Genomic DNA, 20,015 nt, shown 5'->3' with positions numbered 1-20,015 from the left:
TTTAAATTAAAAAGAAAACTTATTTATCTGCTGGTTCATACATCCACAGCGTGTTGTTTTCTTGGAAACCGTCTTCACCGATAAGAATACGGCCGTCGTTCATTACAACAACGTTATCTGGCTGAGAAAGCTGCTCAACGTCACAACGCTCTGCGCCTGTTAGGCTTGAACGATACGTACCGCCCATCACTACAGGTTCAATGCGAGAAATGTTATAGCCTTCTTCCAGCTTGGCGCGATAAACACCACCACAATCTTTAACGCGGGCAGAAAGCTGCATATCGCCTTCATCATCGATCATTGTGTTGTCGATATCTGCAATGCCTATGTAGAGGTATGCATTCTCGACAACTTCACCTTCAATGGTATCGACGCCTTCTACTGCTTCTTGCGCGCGTTTTTGGTTAATAGAGATACCTTCCAGTTTTCTCCACTCTGCCGTTGCGCCTTTAAGACGAGCCGCCGCACGACTTTCTAGGAATGCAACACGGTCATCCATTGGCTCACCGGCTGTAACGCTTGAACCGCCCTCTTCTACCGTTGGGTAAGTTGCATCGCCATCTGCCCACGCCTGAACGTCTGCCATTGTGATGTAAGAGCTTTGGCCATCTACGTAATCGTCCGTACCAATACCGTTATACTCGTCAATCCATGCGCGAATAGTCATATTGTCGCCACTAGCTAGCTCTACCCACTCAACAGCAAACCCTGTTGTTGCTGGGTCATTTTGCCCTGCATCTTGAGTTAGCTTAGCGCCGTAAAGCGTACCTGCAGATAAGTCTTCTGCAGTATCAGCAACAAATTTAAACAGCACGCCGCCGGTGTCATCTTGAGAAAGATAAACGGTTTTTCCATCAGGCATTACTGTTGAGTTTTCGTGCTCATAACGACCCATCGTGAAGTGCTTAACAATCACCGGCTCATCAGCCAATGGCTCTGTTACTTCTGCAATGTAGCCATAGTTATAAGGGTTTGGCGCATCTGGCGCTGTCATCTGCCACATACGACCTAAACGCGCATCAGTCGAAACAGCCTCTGGGTTATTCCAACTAGGTGACGTTGTAGTATCAACTGCCGAATTTACCACCCACTCTTCTGAAGTAAGCGGCGTACCCCAAGGTGACATTGAACCAAAGCAGTTTGCCGCCGTTCCCCATACTGGCGAGAAATCCAGCATCATGGCTTCAGTTACTTCCCACATACCAAACTCGTCTTTTTCAACTTTCATGCGGCTCATACCGCCAGGTAGTTCTTCCCAGTTTGAGAACAGGTAGCCTTCGCCTTCGGCGGTTGAAATGAAGCCGTTAAAATCAGGCATGTCATTTTCAAGAACCAACTCTTCGCCATCCAGCGTGTAGATGTGACCTAAGCCTTCTGGTAGGTCAGTACCGAAAGTGTCGCCCGTTTGTCCGAGTACTTGATATTGACCAATGGCAGAAACCACCAGCTCTTTTTCTTCATCTGAGCTTGGTACAGGTGAATTTGGTAATGTTACTGGCAGATTGTTGAAGTTAGCACCTGCAAGCACGCCCACTGTACCAGTATTTATTGGCATGTCGTTAACACTTGTCGTTGCGGCGTTTGTACCTGATGGATGCTGAACGTTGAAGAAAAGGTCGCCTTCATCAGTCAAGAAAATACCAGTAACTTCTGCACCAAGCGGAACCGTTGCAATACGTGTTAGCGTGCCCGCCGTGTCACCTGCTGGTCCTTGTTCACCTACGGGGCCTTGCTCGCCTGCTGGGCCTTGTTCACCGGCTGGGCCTTGAACACCATCTTCGCCGTCATCACCTTCTAGTGAACAGGCAGTCATTCCCAGTGTTACAGCCAATGCTATCGCTGAATACTTAATTCCACGAAGAGTTTCGCTTTTCATTATGGTTCCTTGCTTATACTTGTTTTCGATGTTGAGTGGAGGTAAGCAGATGACTTACCTCAGTAACGGTCTTAGCGGGCGAAAGTCTGGAGGACATTTGTGACATTCCAGTGACAGTGAATTGACACCAAAGTGAAGCTTTATTGACACAAGGGTCAGAGAAAACGCATCTAACAAATGCGAAGATTTGCGAAGGCGCCGGTATCATTGGGATTATTGATTGCTCAATCAAGAAAACCTAAACCATGCAGTCAGTTTATGAATTATTTGTTGCACCGCACTGGTCGGAGCTTTATGCGCGTGAACATCACAGGACATAATTGCTTAATAATTCGATAGAAAAAAATGGCAATAGTGGGTAGTTGAGGAAGGTAATTAGAGAGAAAGACATGTTATGAGCTAACGGGCTACGAATTTCGCCAAGGCCCGCTAGCCTAATCAATAGGTGATACTTAGTCTAAAACGGTAAGCGGTTGATTATATGCTTTTAACTTATTAACCAGATAATCTTCGAACTGTTTTGTTGTTTGTATATCGCTACTGCGCTTGGGCCAAACCGCGAGAATTTTATAGTCTAAAGCGGTTAAAGGTTTAAATAATGCAAGGTGGTCATGTTCACCCTCAAAAATCTTTTCGACCTGATCTAACCGGTAAATAAGAGCCAATCCTAAGTTGTCATTATCTGCCAAGATACTTTGAGCCCCCCAAGTAGCAATCACGCCCCACTCTCCGCGCTCAGCTTTAATCACCTGCATTCCATCATGCGCCACTAAACCCGCGACAATATTATCTGAAGGCTCTGAAATGGAAACACTGATGTGGGTTGTGGGGTCGAACGCATCAATGCGATAGTGCGTGGTAACGTCGATGCTGTCCGCTTTCGCATCAGACGATGACCACCCTTCGTAGCCAACCTCGAACTCAGCCCGCAACTGAGAATTCGATACCAATTGGTACTGCGTACTCTCTACATGCTGAAAATGCACGACTGTCTGCGTTGAGGAGTCTTGGGTTTCTTGTTCTGTTAATCGACCTAGCGCACCCACGCCCAACGATTTACCAACTTTAAGCGCGTCTCCGCCCCACGAAGATAAATTGTGATAGCTATCGTAGCCGTCTTGCCCCACTTCAGGGAGTACCACACTGTCGTTCGCTTTAACGAAGACATCAATAGCGTTGCGCCAATCAAGATAGAGGCGATAACCCATTTGATCAGACTCCCAGCCTGGTCCTTCGTAACGCAAAAAGTAAGAATGATCGGTCAATTGTGGAGGCGATGTGAATGAAGTAACTTCTTCAAAAGAAAAACCTTCAGCACTATACGCTGCATCTTGCCACTGTCCTCCCGTCCTTACGGAAAGTTCAGCATGCGCCCTGTCTTTGAGGTTAACGTTGGCTTGTTGCTCTGGTGGCACAAGTTCTAGCAACGCACTGCTCCCTGGCGCAATGGATACCGCACCTAATAACACCGCTTGACCTTCCCTATTCTCTATCCATTCTGACGGGTATTGTTTTAACTTCCATCCTAAGTATTGCGGGGGCAGAGATACTTCGAAAATTTGATCACCGCTACCACCGTCTGCCGAATTTTTCACCTTTACCGACAAAGCCGACTTTATATCTCCTTGTGAGCAGCTTGCCAACAATGGCATCAGAATTAAACCTATCTTACTAAATCTCTTCACTTTTATGCTCTCCACCGGTTGTTAACACGTTTAACTAATTTACGATATTTTGAAACAATATATTGACAATTGCCACCGGTGGCAATTATTTTATATTTTGTTAACGAGATTTTTCAATTTAGTATGCCGATAAAATTTGGCATGCCAATGAACCATTTAATAAAAGGTAAATTACATGGTCAATTTTAGCCTAGAGGGTAAAACCGCATTAGTGACCGGAGCAAGTCGAGGTATAGGCCAAGCGCTTGCTCTGGCGCTCGCCACTTCTGGCGCATTCGTCATCTGCGCTAGCTCTCGAGCTGGTGGCTGTGACGAAACGCTGCGTAAGATTCAACGTGAAGGCGGTCAAGCAGTAGCACTAGACGCCGATTTAGCTGATGCTGACGCGGTAGTTAAACTTGCTGAAGATGCGTTAAGCTTTAAAGGACACATCGACATCCTGCTGAATAACGGGGGTACTATTTTCAGAGCCCCGGCTACCGACTTCCCTTTTAACGAGTGGAGAAATGTGCTTGCTGTCAACATCGATTCAGCTTTCCTACTTAGCCAAATTATTGGGAAATCGATGGTAGAACGTGAGCAAGGCAAGATCATCAATATTGCATCAATGTTAAGTTATACAGGTGGCATCACTGTTCCTGCTTACACAGCAAGTAAACATGCGATTGCAGGCCTTACGAAAGCGCTGGCAAACGAATGGGGTCAACGCAATGTACAGGTGAATGCAATTGCTCCCGGTTATATCAAAACCGATAACACTCAAGCGTTACAAGACAACAAAAAGCGCAGTGCTGAGATATGTGCCCGCATTCCTGCTAATCGCTGGGGGGAAAGCGAAGATTTAGCCGGTGCGGCAGTATTTCTTGCAAGCCCAGCAAGCAATTATGTAAACGGCCATATCCTAGCAGTCGACGGCGGCTTTCTAGCACGTTAATTCACGAACAAGGAAAACAGCTATGAACGAAAAAATAGATACTCGATATGCGATTGGGCGCAAAGAAGCAAACGCATATAACACTCAAGAATTACGCGATGCGTTTTTAGTCGACACCCTCATGACGACAGGTAAAGTAGTTTGGATTTACACCCATTACGAACGCTTTATGCTCGGAAGTGCCGTACCTACCACAAGTGCCTTAACGCTGGAAACTATTGAAGATCAATTGAAAATGCCTTTCTTTACCGCTCGCCGCGAAGTAGGTGTAATTAATATCGGCGGACCAGGAACCATTACCGTTTCAGGCACCACTTACCATTTGGATAATGAAGAGGCCCTGTACATAGGCCAAGGTAATGAAGAAGTCATTTTCGAGTCAGATAATGCGTCTAATCCTGCCAAGTACTACTTAAATTCAGCGCCAGCTCATCATGCCTACCCATGCAAAAAAATAGGCAGCAAAGATGCAAATGTCCTTCATCTAGGTAGTCAGGAAACCTCTAACAAACGAGATATCAAACAGTTACTTATCAATTCTGTTGTCGATACTTGTCAATTACAGATGGGGTTGACACGTCTTCATACAGGCTCTGTTTGGAACACTATGCCTGCTCATCAGCATGACCGACGCAATGAAGTGTACTTTTACTTTGATATGGACAGCGAAAGCCGAGTATGTCACTTCATGGGCGAACCTCATGAAACTCGCCATATTTTCGTAGCGAATGAAGAAGCAGTGGTATCGCCACCTTGGTCCATTCACTGTGGTGTAGGTACTGGAAGCTATGCATTTATCTGGGGAATGGCGGGTGAGAATTTAGATTACGATGATATGGATAAGTTTCCGCCGTCAGAGTTGCGCTAAGCAGCGTTGTTCTAAATAGGTGTAATGATTATGTTGCGGTATATAAAACTCACTCTATCTGCTACAGCCTTGTTGCTTGCATCGGCGTGTTCTCAAAATGAATTGCAAGGGGAAGTCACCGTATTGCGCTTAGGACATACGTTGGACACTCAACACTCAGTACATAAAGCAATGGAATATCTTGGAGAGCGCCTAGATTACTATTCTGACGGTACAATGAGTGTGGTTATTTACCCGAGCAGCCAGCTCGGAACCGAGCGAGAGATGGTAGAACTGCTGCAGATTGGCTCACTCGCTATGACTAAAGTGTCGGCAAGTCCTCTGGAAGGGTTTGCGCCGGAAATGAAGATTTTTAGCATTCCCTACATCTTCCGCGATAACGAACACTTCTGGCGTGTACTAAACAGCGATTTAGGCGATGAGTTGCTATCTGGTGTTGAAGACTTCCGACTTAAAGGTCTCGGCTATTACGATGCGGGAAGCCGTAGTTTTTACACCAACGATAAACCAATAGAAACACCAAGCGATCTGAACGGGCTCAAAATTCGCGTGTTGAACAGCCCTACTGCTGTAGCAACAGTTCGCGCACTTGGGGGAGCTGCAACCCCCGTTGCCTGGGGAGAATTGTACACTGCGCTTCAGCAAGGCGTTGTAGACGGTGCTGAGAATAATCCACCTAGCTACTACCTTTCTCGTCACTATGAAATTGCCCGTTACTACAGCCTTGACGAGCATACCAGTGTTCCGGACGTCATGCTGGCATCGCTGCCGGTATGGGAAAGTTTGAACGAACAGCAGCAAACGTGGCTAACCAAAGCAATGGAAGACTCCGTTGCATACCAACGTGAACTTTGGAAAACATCTACTCAAGCCTCTTTAGAAAAGGTTAAAGCCGAAGGCGTCACAGTTATTACGCCTGATAAAGCGCCTTTCGTTGAAGCGGTAAAGCCTTTTCACAAGAGCTTTGAAGACACGCCAATTGGCGACTTAATTACGCAAATAAAAGCGATGTAACAATGACAATAATACGCCTCATCGACAAAGCCTTAGCAGGTACCCTTATTGCAGCCATGGTGAGTATTTTACTTACTGTAATTTGGCAAGTGGTCTCGCGTTATGTACTTAAAGACCCAGCATCAATCACCGAAGAATTATCTAGATTCATACTTATTTGGATTGGCATATTAGGTGCTGCCTATGCGTATCGTCAAAATGCGCATTTAGGCTTCAATTTAATTGTTGAACGCCAGTCGCGTAAAGTAAAAAGGTTATTACTCACCTGCGTTGAGATTATCGTCATCATTTTCTGTGTATTAGTGATGGTGTACGGTGGTTCCGAGCTTGTGTCTCTCACCCTAGAATTAGAACAAATCTCGGCGGCTCTGGGTGTAAAAATGGGCCTTATTTATAGTGTGCTGCCCCTGTCTGGTGGCCTTATCATTGCCTATGCACTGGTAAACATTACTACGCTGTGGCGAAACAACAATAAGGAGTCAGCGTAATGGAACTGACCGGTATTATCTTAGTCGTCGCCTTTTTTGTACTCCTTCTTTTAAATGTTCCTATTTCAATCAGTATTGGTGTAGCTACGCTGCTTGCTATGGTAATGAGCATGGACATTGCTCCGGCTACCATTACTATTGCCCAGCGTATGGCAGGTGGCCTTAATAGCTTTGCGCTACTGGCAATTCCTTTCTTCGTGTTATCTGGCCTTATCATGGGACGCGGCGGGATAGCCAAACGATTAATTGAATGTGCAATGGCGCTTATTGGTGCCCTTCCAGGTGGTTTAGCCTTAGTCAACGTTGTTTCCTGCATGCTTTTTGGTGCAATTTCAGGGTCTGCGGTAGCGACTACGTCTGCTATTGGCAGCTTCATGTTGCCCGAAATGAAAAAAGCTGGCTACGAGCCGAATTTTAGCGCAGCGGTCACTGCCGCTGCATCAACTACGGGAATGTTAATTCCACCAAGTAATATCTTAATTGTATACGCAATCGCTAGCGGTGGCGTATCCATCGCCGCCCTCTTTATGGCTGGCTATATTCCAGGCATTATGGTGGGTCTAGCGCTCATGCTGGTGTGCTTTATCTACGCAAAAATGAAGGGATACCCGCTATCGCCGCGACTTCCTATTAAAGTAGTTGTCGAAAAAACTATCGCAGCACTCCCTTCCCTATTCCTCATATTCTTAGTGATTGGCGGCATTGTGGGCGGCGTTTTTACCGCTACCGAAGCTGGAGCCATTGCGGTGGTTTACTCATTGCTGTTAGCTGTGGTGTTTTATAAAGAAGTGGATGCGAAAGCCCTACCTGATATTTTCTTGAAGGCGGCAGAAACGACGGCAATTGTAATGCTGCTTATCGCCGCCTCAACAGCGATGTCTTGGCTATTGTCGTTCGAGAACATTCCGCAAACTTTAAGTAACGCATTGTTGTCGATAAGCGATAACCCATTACTTATTCTTCTCTTAATCAATCTATTGCTTATCGTGGTGGGTGCATTCTTGGATATGACACCTGCCGTACTTATTTTTACGCCCATATTTTTGCCGGTGGCCTTAGAACTTGGAATGAGCGAACTGCAATTCGGCATCATGCTCGTGCTCAACCTCTCTATTGGATTGTGCTCACCGCCCGTCGGCGCCGTACTTTTCATTACCTGTGCCATTGCCAAAACCAAACTTGAGAACATCATTCGACCGCTAATACCCTTATATGTGGCTATGTTTGTTGTTCTTATGCTGGTTACTTATGTCGCATGGTTCAGCGAAGCGCTACCGCGTGCACTAGGATTTTAGTAAGGTAGAATCATCAAGACTGAAAGGTGTGGTCAGGCGGAGTTTGATCACACGAACTTTCACTTTTAAGTATCAAAAACATATTGCCCGTATTTGTGTGGTAATATCGGAAGTAACGACATAATAGCGCGGAAAAACAGAGAATTATGAACAAGCGCCCGACTATCAATGATGTTGCAGCTTTAGCTGGGGTATCTAAACGTACCGTGTCACGCGTCATTAACGGTGCGACCAATGTGGGAAAAGCAACACGTGAGCGCATTGAAGCGGTCATTCAAGAAACGGGGTTTGCCCCTGACAAGCAAGCGCGTGGTTTAAGTACTAGCCGCTCTTACTTGATAGGCCTAATTTACGACAACCCCGATGCTTTGTATATCGACCAAGTGCAAAGAGGCGTGTTAAGCATATGTTCTCAAAAGGGTTATGAGTTAGTTGTACATCCTTGTAATTACAATGCCGAAGGTTTCGTAGAAGACTGCATTAACTTTGTACGTCGTTCAAACATAGACGGTGTCATCATATTGCCACCGGTATCCGAATCTAAGTTATTAGCTGACGCGCTGCAACAAAAGAGCATCAATTATGTGCGAATGGCGTCAGTAGACTTAGATGACCATCAAAATATTGTAGTGAGTGATGATAGAGCGGCGCTGAGCGATTTAGCGCGCTACATGGTGTCACTGGGCCATAAAGATATTGGTATTATCAGCGGTCCTCAACAGTATTATTCATCGAAAGAGCGTTTGGAAGGCTTTGTTGAAACGCTTAACGGTTTAGGTGTCGATGTTCCTAAAAACAGAGTAATTGAGGGTAAAAACAGCTTCGAAAGCGGTATAGAATGCGCGCGTCAATTACTCATCCAGTCGCCACGAGTTAAAGCTATTTTTGCAAATAACGATGAAATGGCAGCAGGCGTATTGAAAGTGGCTCATGAAATGGGAATAACCGTACCTGACGAACTATCCGTCGCGGGGTTCGATGACAACCTACTTGCGGCACGTGTAATCCCTGCCCTTACGACTGTCCAACGTCCCGTTGGCGATATGGCAGCTATCGCAGCGCGTAAAATCATTGCGCACATCGAAGGCAGTGAAGTTAGTGAAACCGAAACCTATCTGGTCAAACCTCACCTAATTATTCGCGATTCAATCAAAAAAGTGTGATTTTTTACAATGAAGTATTGCTAACACTTCTTTTTCGACCTATTATGCCACCGGTGGCATACTTTTAGACAAGAATGTTAAAAATAAAAAATTTGTAAACAGAGCGTAAAAAACAACGTTTTCTAATCTATCGCTCTTTTTAAATACTCAGTGCTTATTTAGCGACGCTTAGCGGTTAAATAAGCCGTGAAGATAAAGCAGGACTTGTAATGGACGTTAAAACACAACTAGTTAAAGTGCATAATAACGATAACGTTGCGGTTGCAACCTGCCCTATCGTGGCTGGTACTTACATCGCTGAATATGACATTACAGTTAGCCAAGACATTCCTGCCGGCCATAAAGTTGCCTTAGTTACCCTGTCAGACGGTGGCGACATCGTAAAATATGGTTTCAGCATTGGTGCTGCAACACGCCAAATTAATGCTGGTGAACATGTTCACAGCCATAACGCCAAGACTAAGTTAAAAGGCACTGAACAATACGTTTACGCGCCGTCAAATACCGCTTCAAAACAAAACCATCTTACTTCTGGGTTACAGTTCATGGGCTACAGAAGAGAAAATGGAAAAGTGGGTATTCGCAATGAAGTATGGATCATCAATACCGTAGGCTGCGTAAATAGAACAGCAGACCGTATTGCCAACGAATGTAACCGTCGTTTCGCTAGCGAGTGCGACGGGTTCCGCGCATTTACCCACCCTTTTGGCTGTTCTCAGCTGGGCGATGATTTAGATGACACGCGCACTATCTTAGCCTCTCTCGCATCTCACCCGAACGCTGGTGCGGTGTTAATTGTAGGCTTGGGTTGCGAAAACAATCAGCTTAAGAGTTTACTGCCTCACGTTGATAAACCGGCAAATCGGGTTCGCTTCTACAACGCACAAGAAGTGGTAGATGAGTTAGAAGAAGGCGTCAATGCGGTTTATGACTTGTTAAAAGTAATGGCTAATGACAAACGTGAGCCCATAGACGCTAGCGAATTAACCTTAGGTATGAAGTGCGGTGGTAGCGACGCTTTTAGCGGTATTACTGCCAATCCAACAGTAGGGCGTGTTACCGATTTAATGTGTAATCTAGGTGGCTCGGTCATTTTAACCGAAACGCCAGAAATGTTCGGTGCCGAACAGCTCTTAATGAATCGCGCTAAAAACAAAGACGTATTCGAGGCGTTTAACTCGCTGATTGATGAGTTTAAGAACTACTTTATCGCCCACAACCAACCTATTTACGAAAACCCGTCTCCAGGCAATAAGGCAGGCGGTTTAACCACGCTAGAGGAAAAGTCTCTCGGCGCGGTTCAAAAAGGTGGAACGTCTACTATTCAGTCTATCTTGCAGTATGGCGAGCCCAAGCAAGATAAAGGCTTAAGTTTATTACAAGCACCTGGTAACGATGCCGTTAGTTCAACGGCGTTGGCAGCATCGGGGGCACATATCGTTTTATTCACCACAGGCCGAGGCACGCCCCTTGGTTTTCCTGTACCCACAGTCAAGATATCGTCAAATTCAGATATCGCTAATAAGAAGCCACATTGGATAGATTTTAACGCTGGACAAGTTCTAGAAGGCGTCTCTATCGATAAGTGTGCCGAAGCGCTACTCCAACATTGCTTGGCAGTGGCATCTGGTCAACAAACCTGCAACGAGAAGAATGGCAGCCATGAGATTGCTATTTGGAAACGTGGCGTCACCCTCTAAAAGAGAGCGTTATGGAATCGATATTATTACATGAAGATAGACTTTTTCCTGCCGATGAAGCAACCCGAAGTGTTGCAAAGGCGCTGTATAAGGAAATTCGAGATCTCCCTATCATAAGTCCACATGGCCATACTGACCCACGTTGGTTTGCACAAAACAATAATTTCACCAATGCAACCGAGTTGTTTATCACCCCTGATCACTATGTGTTCAGAATGCTGTATAGCCAAGGAATTAAATTAACCGATATTGGTGTGCCACGTTGGGACGGCGGCGAAACGGAAAAGGATCCACGTAAAATCTGGAAACTTTTGGCAGATAACTATCATCTATTTGCTGCCACACCATCGCGTTTGTGGTTAGACACTGTATTTCACGATGTATTTGGTTTGCGAGAGATGTTGTGTAGCGACAACGCAACGCATTATTACGACCACATCACTGCGCAGCTTCAAGGGGATGACTTTAAACCCCGTGCACTGATGGACCGCTTCAATATTGAAGTGATTGCTACCACCGAAGGTGCGCTTGATGCCCTTCCCCATCACGCAGCGATTAAAGATACACCGTGGGCAAAGCGGGTTATTACCACCTTTAGACCTGATGATGTAGTCGATGCTTCACGCGAAGATATTGTTTCAAACATTGAGAAACTTGGTGAACTCACCGGTGAAGACACTGCAACCTGGCAGGGCTACCTGAACGCAATTCGCGCGCGACGTGCCGTCTTTAGAGAGCACGGTGCGACAGCAACAGATCACGGACACCCAACGGCAAACACAGCTGATTTAAGTGAAGCTGAGTGTATTGCTTTATTCGATAAAGTAAGAAGTGGAAACAGTAACACTGAAGAGCAAGAGCTATTTAGAGCGCAAATGCTTACCGAATTAGCGGGAATGAGTGTAGAAGACGGCATGGTGATGCAAATTCACCCTGGTTCGTTTAGAAACCACAACAGTCAGCTCTTTGCCCAATTTGGTCGCGATAAAGGCCACGACATTCCAATGCAAACAGATTTTGTTAAAGCGCTTCGCCCATTACTCGGTAAATACGGTAACGAGCCTAACCTCGACATTATTCTATTTACATTAGATGAAACCACGTACAGCCGTGAATTAGCACCACTTGCAGGCCACTACCCTTGCCTGAAACTTGGTCCTTCTTGGTGGTTCCACGATAGCCCTGAAGGCATGTTGCGCTTTAGACATCAAGTGACAGAAACCGCAGGTTTCTTCAATACTGTTGGTTTTAATGACGATACGCGCGCGTTCTTGTCTATTCCTGCACGTCATGATGTTGCCAGACGCATTGATTGTCGCTTCCTTGCACAGCTAGTTGTGGAGCACCGTATCAGTGAAACAGAAGCGGCCAGCATTGCAAGAAAACTCACTTATGATTTTGCTAAACAAGCGTACAAACTGGGGTAATCATGACAAAGCCGTTATCAATTTCAACGCTACCTCTTTTAAGTAACAGCGTTAGTAAACCCACTTACGACCTAGAAGCAACCGGTTGTGGGATTGTTCATATTGGCCCGGGCGCCTTTCACCGTGCGCACCAAGCGTATTACACAGAAAAAGCGCTGGCTTACGGGGGCGACTGGCGTATTCACGGAGTATCGATGCGCAGCGCATCACTTAAAGAAGCGTTAGCTACGCAAGACAACCTGTATGCGTTGTGTATTGTTGATAACGAGCCTGAAACCCACATTATCGGCGCAATTAAAACTCTTTCAACATTAGCACATGATCGTGAAGACATTGTAGCTGCGCTGGTAAACAAGCAAACTAAAATTGTTACGCTTACCGTGACAGAAAAGGGCTATTGTCTTAATGCACAAGGTCATCTAGATACTGACCATCCGGATATTAAAGCTGATTTAGTCACACCAGAAACACCGGTAAGTGCAGTTGGCCTTATCGTGCAAGCGCTGGCACAACGTAAGCAGGCAGGTTATGCCGATATTACTATTATCAGCTGTGACAACGTGTCTGACAACGGTGAAAAGCTTCAAAAAGCGGTGACCGAGTTCGCCAATAAAACTGACGAGTCATTAGGCCAGTGGATAACCGAGAACATCGCCTTCCCCTGCACTATGGTTGACAGTATCACGCCGGCAACTGAAGAAAGCTTTAAAGCCAACGTTGTCGCTGAGTTGGGTTTAACTGACAACTGGCCTATTCAGCGAGAGGCATTTACTCAATGGGTAATTGAAAATAATTTTTCTGGCCCACGACCTGCTTGGGATAAAGTTGGCGTTACTTTTACTCATGATGTGAGCTTCTTTGAAAAAGCTAAGCTTCGCATTCTAAACGGCACACATTCAACACTGGCCTACATAGGGTTATTGCTTGGCAAGGAAACCGTATTCGACGCAATGCGTACCCCAGCCATAAAGGAACTGATTCAAACCATGTTGAAAGAAGAAATTGTTCCGTCTCTATCCAGTGATAACGAGAATGCCGATAGCGGAACACAAGACTTCGATCTGAACGCTTACGCACAAGACATTGTTAAGCGCTATGAGAATAAGCATATTCGCCACCTTTTGTCGCAAATTGCTTGGGATGGGTCACAGAAAATCCCATTTCGAATTCTCGACACAGTACGCGATAACCTAAAAGCAAAACGAAATATTGATTTGCTCTGCAGTGCCGTTGCGGCATGGTGCCTATTTGTAAACAACAAGGCACGTCTAAACGAAACTATCACTGACCCGCTAGATAGTATGTTAAGGGCCACAGCAAAATCGGTAGACTTTCAGGCAATAGAACTTTCTAAAAAATTGCTTTCTCTTGAAACCATGTTCGCCGAACTGTCGGTAAACACCACGTTCAAAGAAAAAGTACTCGAAAAAGTTAATCAGCTACTTGATATTTTATCGCACGAAAACAGCAACGAAGGTCAGCAAGGTTCTGCTCCCACTACGTTAACAGAAAGTTCGCTAGATTCACTAAAAGGAACCGCGTGATGAAAAGTACCTTTTCCATGCTTAAAGGCGCCCCATTACTCCCTATTATTCAGCCTAAATCTGTTGACGAGGGGCTTCACCTAGCAGAAGCAATTGCAAATAGCGGCCTGTGCAACATAGAAGTAGTGAAACGCAGCGACGCAGCATTTGAAGCCCTGTCAGCCATTAGAAAACAGTTTCCTGAACTCGTTGTGGGTATGGGTACATTGTTAAATCGCAACCACGTATTTGAAGCGTTAGATGCAGGTGCGCAATTTTTGATAACGCCCACAAGCTCAGAGACATTGCTAGATACTCTGATTGCGTCTAATGCACCCTTTTTGCCGGGCGTCGCTACGCCTGCCGATATTCTTTTGGCGCACCAAAAAGGCATTCGTGAGATGAAGTTCTTTCCTGCGAGTCTTAGCGGCGGAACACCTTTTCTTAAAGCGATTTCAAGCGTATTTAGCGATGTTTGCTTCTGCCCTACCGGCGGCATTAATGGCGACAACGCGAATGAGTATCTCTCGCTTAGCAATGTTCGAGCAGTAGGCGGTACATGGATGATGCCAAAGGCAGCCATTGAAGCAAAAAATTGGCAAGCTATAACTTTGGCATGTCAACAAAGCCTAACATTGTTTGATGAGGCTGCGGCATGAGCATAGTTGATACCAACCAAAGAATGGTTATTTTTGGCGAGTGCATGGTAGAGCTTCGAAGCACTCAGCGTGAGTCATCAGTTAGTACGCGCGATGAAAACACAGATAATAATCTGATGGCGAAAAGCTTTGCTGGCGACACGTACAACACTGCGGTTTATTTAAAACGCTGCTTGCCTTCATCTTCCATTAGTTACTTAACGGCTATAGGCGCAGACTTTTTAAGCGATGAGCTGCTGCTTAAAATGGGTGAGCACGAAATTAACACTGATTTAGTATTTCGCTCGTCGTCGCGTAACCTTGGCCTGTATATGATCCGCAACGACAACGAAGGTGAAAGAACTTTTGCATATTGGCGTAACCAGTCTGCAGCAACACAGACGCTCAACATTATGAAGGGCGCTGAATTTGCTTGTGATTGGTTTTATTTAAGCGGTATCTCTATTGCCATTTTAGATGACGAACAGCGTGCTACACTATTCGAACTGATCTCGTCCCTCAAGGCCAAAGGCAGTAAGATTGCCTTCGATCCCAACTATCGAGCACGCCTTTGGTCATCTCAAGAAGATGCTAAATACTGGACGGGTAAGGCTTATGCTGAAGCAGACTTAGCGTTCCCTGGCGCAGATGACCATTTAATGCTGTTTGGCCACACTAATGCTGATGAAATATTTAGCTATTTAGCCGACAAACAGATTGAAGAAATCGTTATGAAAAACGGGGCGGTTGGCGTTCATATACTCCGTCAACAAGAACAATGTATTGTGCCTGTTGAGCGTGTTGAACAGGTGGTTGATACAACAGCTGCTGGCGATGCATTTAATGGCGGTTATATGGCCGCTCGACTTGCAGGTAGAAAGCCTGTCGAGAGCGCGAGCTATGGGGCAAAAGTGGCAGCGACTGTGATTACCTACCCCGGTGCCATTATATCAGGCGATGCCTTCACTAATCACATACCGTCGCTATAGTCGGTATGTGGCATTCCTTTTTCTTTTCTATTTCCTGCCATTGTAACCATAAGCAAGCACGCTAATTAAGATAAAGGCGATCCCCCACTAAAGAACGCGGCACGCCCGCAATAACGCGCCACTTCATTTTTATGTGAACTTACAACGTGTCTCGATATACGTATTTTGCCAGTGGGTGCGCTGTCGCTTTTAGCTCTCGCACGAATATTTGCGCCATTTTCGCCGCGCCCACAACGTTCAAGTGAGTGTCGTCCGTTTTGCCTTCAGGGTAGCGCGCATAAAGGTCGGCGGGCACCTTAATGAAGTAATGGTTGCTGTTAGGCTCGCCTACCTGAGCAAGAAAATCGCAAGTTAAAGCGTTCATAGGGATAAATGGCACGTTATTTTGTGCTGCCACTTTCTTCGCAGCATCGGCATACGCCAGCAACGTCCGTTTTAACACACCTTCGTCAGTGAAATGACGCCTGCAAATACTACTTGCGATAATCACTGATGCCCCTTTTGCTTCAACATCCTGAACAAACTGATTTAGGTAAGCTGGATAAGCATTTTCCGGGTCGGCATAGCGAGCGGGATCCGACTGTTTTTGATCGTTATGACCAAACTGAATAGCCACAAAATCACCTTCAGACAGATCGGATAACAGAAGCTGCCAACGTCCCTCATCCACAAAACGCTTTGTGCTTCTGCCGTTAGCCGCGTGGTTTTTAATATTAAGATTGGGCAGCATAAATTCAGGAAGAAGCTGCCCCCACCCGCGTTCTGGGTATGACAACATGGGCTTGTCTGACATGGTTGAATCGCCGACCAGGTGTAGGGTAACTGGCTTTTTGTAGAGTGGAGCTTTTACAGCCTCTTCACTTTCTCTATTAGCAGCGGCTTGGATTGAAGTACTTTGGGAACCCGAACTGGTAAGTGCATAAGCGCTAGATTGCGCCGCGTACCTGATGTGAAGTGTACTCGTGCCTTGCTGGTCTGCCACTGCAAAAGTACTCGATACAACAAAAACGCTTGCAAGACTGTAGCGCAGCGCGGTGAATATTTTGCCTGTGGTGGGTTTACTTGAATTTTTCACACCTTTTCTCCTTTTCAATATTTCTATTGTTGCGATGCAAATTGCTCAAAAAGTGAGGTAGAGGCGTGCTGAACTCTTCCCGGCCTACACTTTTTGCACATAAAAAAGGCCATCATTACGATGGCCAAACACACCCGTCTTCACGGAACACAACATTTAATTATTATCTCAGGCCGGCCAACATAATTGGCCGGCCTGTTTTTTTACATAGTATAACGAGCGCCCAAGAAGAACTGACGGCCCGTGTGGTTGTACTCACGTACCAAGTTCAAAGAGCCATCACCCGTGGTAAACAAGCGCTCGTACTCATCGGTAAGGTTAATGACTTCAAAGGTCAACGTTAGCTCGTCGTTTACGTTATAAAATGACGAGAAATCTACCTGCGTAGGTCCTGTCGTACCGTGCGCAACGTTACCATTGCTGCCAGTAAAGTCTGTCAGGTAATCGTCACGTTTGTTAACTGACACACGCGCACCGTATTGGTCTGTTTCGTAATACACCGTAAAATTGTACGATGTTTCACTCATACCTTCGATGTCGTCAGCGTTAACGTGAGTGTAGTTCGACACGATACCCATGTTTTCGAACAGGCCTGGTAGAAAGCTTAGCGGCTGCTGATAAATTAGCTCATAACCGCTTACACTTCTGTCTTCAGCATTAATTGGACTGCTATGCTCGTATGGAATAGTGCGTGGGTCTAGCGCAATTAAAGGGTCAAACTGTGCATCGTTGTCGATAAAGTCGTAGTAAGCACTGTCGACTAGACGCTCTTCTGATGCGCGAACAATCCAGTTATCAATGTCTTTGTAGAACACTGTTGCTGCTAGTAGCGCTTCGTCATCAAAATACCATTCCACGCCAAAGTCTACGTTATCAGACGTGAATGGATCTAAGAACGGGTTACCTACGCTCACCGAGCCGTTAATATAATCAAAGCTTGGGTTGCCAGGGTTTAAAGAATTTAGGCTTGGGCGCGTCATAGACTGGGTTAAGCCAAGGCGAACAACCACGTCATCGGTCGCTTCTAGTGCTAAGTTAACCGCTGGTAAAAAGTTGTTGTAGTCATTTTCAATTTGTACGGTTTCACCTTGAATAAAGCCCTCGGAGGTAGTAGTTGTTTTCACGTAACGCACACCGTAGTTGGCGCGAAGCAACATGTCGCCAATCTCATAGCTAGTATCCATCTCGATATAAGCAGCAGAGGTTTCCTCACCTACTTGCCAGCTTTGTGCAGAGCGTGGTGTCCATACAACGTCTAGCAATTGGCTATTAATAGCGTCAAAGTCAGCCACAAGGAACGGATCAAGTGGTCCATCAAAACCGCTACCGAAGTCATCTACAGGCATCATTTCGGCAAATCCCACCGCCGAATCTTGGTCTGGGAAGCCATTGATTTGCTCTTCGCTGTAAGTTACAACACGATCGTTATAAGCAAAGCCGGCCTTAATAGTGACTTCGTCTCCAAGATAAGTGGCATCAAACTTAACCGTGTCGTTTTCACGCACCACATCGGTGGCGCGTAAGCGACCGTCGCTTAAATTATAGTTACTTGCATCATTTACATCATAGCCGTAAGTAAGTTGCGGAGCGTTGATATTGTTGCTGAAATCAAAGCCATAGCTCGTTTCTTCAAGTAGCGTCATGTTGTAACGATATTGCTCTGAACGAGCGTCAGATTCTGCAGTACCTGCCATCATATCAAGTTTAAGGTTTTCACCAATAAACCACTCGCCAGAAATCACGAATTGGCTAAAGTCAGTGGTTGATTCTTGTAAGCGGCTTTCTATACGCGATTTGATACCGTCGTAAGTGCCAGCCAGCACCTGTTTGCCGTTTGGATGTACCGTAATAGAGGTAGGGGTAATTTCATCGAATGTACTTCTAAACATATGGAAGAAGTTATACATGGTACGTGTGTTATCAAGCTTAGACACTAAACCGTCTAACGTTAGTGTGAAATTGTCTGTTGCAGCCCACTGAATAGACCCCGTAAAACCAGTACGCTCTTGGTCATTACCGAAGTAATCAGGTCTCGGTAAACGCGGTGTCCACAAACAGTTAACAGGATCAACAGATTCGCCTTGATACTCGCAATCGCCGACATCTGGTGTACCGTTCACAACAGTATCAGACGTGTCGGCAAAGATGCCGCCCCCGTCGCGAACCGGTGTTGTCCAACGAACAGTTCCGAAACCTTCCTGCCTTACTGTGCGCTCAGAAAACGCGGCAGAAAATAATACGCCCACTTTGTCATCAGCAAAACGGTTGCTGATCATAAAGGCTGCACGTGGATCAGTCTCTTCAGTAATGCTGTTATACCCGCCCTGAAGGGATGATACGAATTTAAAACCGTCATAATCGAACGGTTTTGCTGAATAAAGATCAACGGTACCTGCAATACCACCTTCTTCCATTGAAGCTGTAGGAGATTTTTGAATATCTACGCGGTTAAACAACTCAGATGCGAAAATGTTAAAGTCGAAGCCACGTCCGCCGTTAACACCGCCACCTGAGTCTGTACCATCTGTACTTGCTGGTACTTCCATGCCATTTAGTGTTGTGCGGGTAAAAGAAGGGCTCAAACCACGTAAGGTAATTTGGCGACCTTCCCCACCTTCACGAGAAATAGCTACGCCGGGTACACGTTGAATTGACTCAGCAATATTTAGGTCCGGGAATTTACCAATATCTTGCGCAACTATAGATTCTTTGCTGTTAACTGATGTTCGCTTTTCCATCAGTGATTTATTGAGAGACCCACGAAAGCCAGATACCTCGATGACCTCCATATTTTGTGCTTCGGTTTCACTAGTTTGTTCGTCTTTGGCTTCTTGCGCATGAATATGTGCGCCTGACAACGCTAGCGTAACAAGAACAGCGAGTTGCTTTTTCTTTGGTAACATTGTTGTTTCTCCGGTTTTTATATTTATAAGAGACGCGCATACTGACAAAAAGTGAAGATGCTTTTAAAACGTGTGTGAACTATTCAAATTTACACAAATTCAACATTTATCGTATTTAACCATTTCACTCCCTTTTATGCCACCGGATAACATTTTAGTAATTAATACCGTCAACGCTTTACAATTATCCAATAGCACGTCTTGGCTGTTAAGGAAGCGAAAACGCGTCAATGCTAATTCATTCTCTATGGTGGTCTCATGAACCGCCAAAACCTTGAATAAGAAGCGTTGCAGGGTACAGCTATATCTTCTAATTAACGCAAAACTTCTCTTCGGCAATAATGTAAACCTCGAAAACAACACTCAAGCTTTACATTTGATTTACATCCTAACCAGTTATGCTACCGGTGGCAACAGGTTTGTAGAAAAAATTTACA

At 45.5% G+C, this 20,015-nt stretch carries 15 protein-coding genes; 11 read left to right on the top strand and 4 right to left on the bottom strand.

Translation table 11 applies throughout. The features are described from left to right. Positions 1 to 19 precede the first annotated feature (19 nt). The gene (locus V7R55_RS17990; RefSeq protein WP_334060618.1) at positions 20 to 1,876 is read right to left on the bottom strand and encodes an alkaline phosphatase PhoX; all 1,857 of its coding nucleotides are present in this window, start codon (positions 1,874 to 1,876) and stop codon (positions 20 to 22) included. 452 nt (positions 1,877 to 2,328) lie between these two features. Further along, positions 2,329 to 3,561, bottom strand: a complete 1,233-nt coding sequence (locus V7R55_RS17985) for a DUF4861 family protein (protein ID WP_334060617.1) — start codon at positions 3,559 to 3,561, stop codon at positions 2,329 to 2,331. Between the two features lie 175 nt (positions 3,562 to 3,736). Between V7R55_RS17985 and V7R55_RS17980 the strand changes: the two genes are divergently transcribed. From V7R55_RS17980 to V7R55_RS17930, 11 genes are all read left to right on the top strand, one after another. Then, positions 3,737 to 4,495: a glucose 1-dehydrogenase gene (locus V7R55_RS17980; RefSeq protein ID WP_334060616.1), complete on the top strand. Its 759-nt coding sequence runs from the start codon at positions 3,737 to 3,739 to the stop codon at positions 4,493 to 4,495. A 22-nt stretch (positions 4,496 to 4,517) separates the two neighbouring features. Beyond that, positions 4,518 to 5,363 (top strand): 5-dehydro-4-deoxy-D-glucuronate isomerase, encoded by an 846-nt coding sequence (kduI, locus tag V7R55_RS17975; RefSeq protein ID WP_334060615.1) that lies wholly within the window; start codon positions 4,518 to 4,520, stop codon positions 5,361 to 5,363. 30 nt (positions 5,364 to 5,393) lie between these two features. After that, positions 5,394 to 6,377 carry a TRAP transporter substrate-binding protein gene (locus tag V7R55_RS17970; RefSeq protein ID WP_334060614.1) on the top strand — a complete coding sequence of 328 codons (984 nt, stop codon included), beginning with the start codon at positions 5,394 to 5,396 and terminating at the stop codon, positions 6,375 to 6,377. Positions 6,378 to 6,379: 2 nt separating this feature from the next. After that, on the top strand, positions 6,380 to 6,865 hold the full coding sequence (locus V7R55_RS17965; RefSeq protein ID WP_014998737.1) for a TRAP transporter small permease: 486 nt from the start codon (positions 6,380 to 6,382) through the stop codon (positions 6,863 to 6,865). After that, positions 6,865 to 8,160 (top strand): TRAP transporter large permease, encoded by a 1,296-nt coding sequence (locus tag V7R55_RS17960; RefSeq protein WP_014949873.1) that lies wholly within the window; start codon positions 6,865 to 6,867, stop codon positions 8,158 to 8,160. Before V7R55_RS17965 ends, V7R55_RS17960 begins: the two co-directional genes overlap by 1 nt. 146 nt (positions 8,161 to 8,306) lie before the next feature. Next, the gene (locus V7R55_RS17955) at positions 8,307 to 9,323 is read left to right on the top strand and encodes a LacI family DNA-binding transcriptional regulator (RefSeq protein ID WP_334060613.1); all 1,017 of its coding nucleotides are present in this window, start codon (positions 8,307 to 8,309) and stop codon (positions 9,321 to 9,323) included. 209 nt (positions 9,324 to 9,532) lie between these two features. Continuing rightward, on the top strand, positions 9,533 to 11,023 hold the full coding sequence (locus tag V7R55_RS17950) for a UxaA family hydrolase (protein WP_334060612.1): 1,491 nt from the start codon (positions 9,533 to 9,535) through the stop codon (positions 11,021 to 11,023). 11 nt (positions 11,024 to 11,034) lie between these two features. Then, positions 11,035 to 12,450, top strand: coding sequence for a glucuronate isomerase (uxaC, locus tag V7R55_RS17945; protein ID WP_334060611.1), 1,416 nt, complete (start codon positions 11,035 to 11,037; stop codon positions 12,448 to 12,450). Between the two features lie 2 nt (positions 12,451 to 12,452). Continuing rightward, positions 12,453 to 13,994 (top strand): mannitol dehydrogenase family protein, encoded by a 1,542-nt coding sequence (locus tag V7R55_RS17940; RefSeq protein WP_334060610.1) that lies wholly within the window; start codon positions 12,453 to 12,455, stop codon positions 13,992 to 13,994. Further along, positions 13,994 to 14,632 (top strand): bifunctional 4-hydroxy-2-oxoglutarate aldolase/2-dehydro-3-deoxy-phosphogluconate aldolase, encoded by a 639-nt coding sequence (gene eda / locus V7R55_RS17935; RefSeq protein ID WP_334060609.1) that lies wholly within the window; start codon positions 13,994 to 13,996, stop codon positions 14,630 to 14,632. The genes V7R55_RS17940 and eda overlap by 1 nt, the downstream gene beginning before the upstream one ends. Further along, positions 14,629 to 15,600: a sugar kinase gene (locus V7R55_RS17930; protein ID WP_334060608.1), complete on the top strand. Its 972-nt coding sequence runs from the start codon at positions 14,629 to 14,631 to the stop codon at positions 15,598 to 15,600. The genes eda and V7R55_RS17930 overlap by 4 nt, the downstream gene beginning before the upstream one ends. A gap of 139 nt (positions 15,601 to 15,739) precedes the next feature. Here V7R55_RS17930 and V7R55_RS17925 read toward each other — a convergent pair whose 3' ends face one another. After that, entirely contained in the window at positions 15,740 to 16,675 is a 936-nt protein-coding gene (locus tag V7R55_RS17925) for a rhamnogalacturonan acetylesterase (RefSeq protein WP_334060607.1), read from the bottom strand. 203 nt (positions 16,676 to 16,878) lie between these two features. Continuing rightward, entirely contained in the window at positions 16,879 to 19,578 is a 2,700-nt protein-coding gene (locus tag V7R55_RS17920) for a TonB-dependent receptor (protein WP_334060606.1), read from the bottom strand. Positions 19,579 to 20,015: the final 437 nt, after the last annotated feature.

The sequence above is a fragment of the Alteromonas sp. S005 genome (assembly GCF_036864475.1).
GTDB lineage: Bacteria > Pseudomonadota > Gammaproteobacteria > Enterobacterales > Alteromonadaceae > Alteromonas.
Note: the sequence above shows the minus strand (reverse complement) of the source record. Positions and strands in the feature narration are given on the sequence as shown.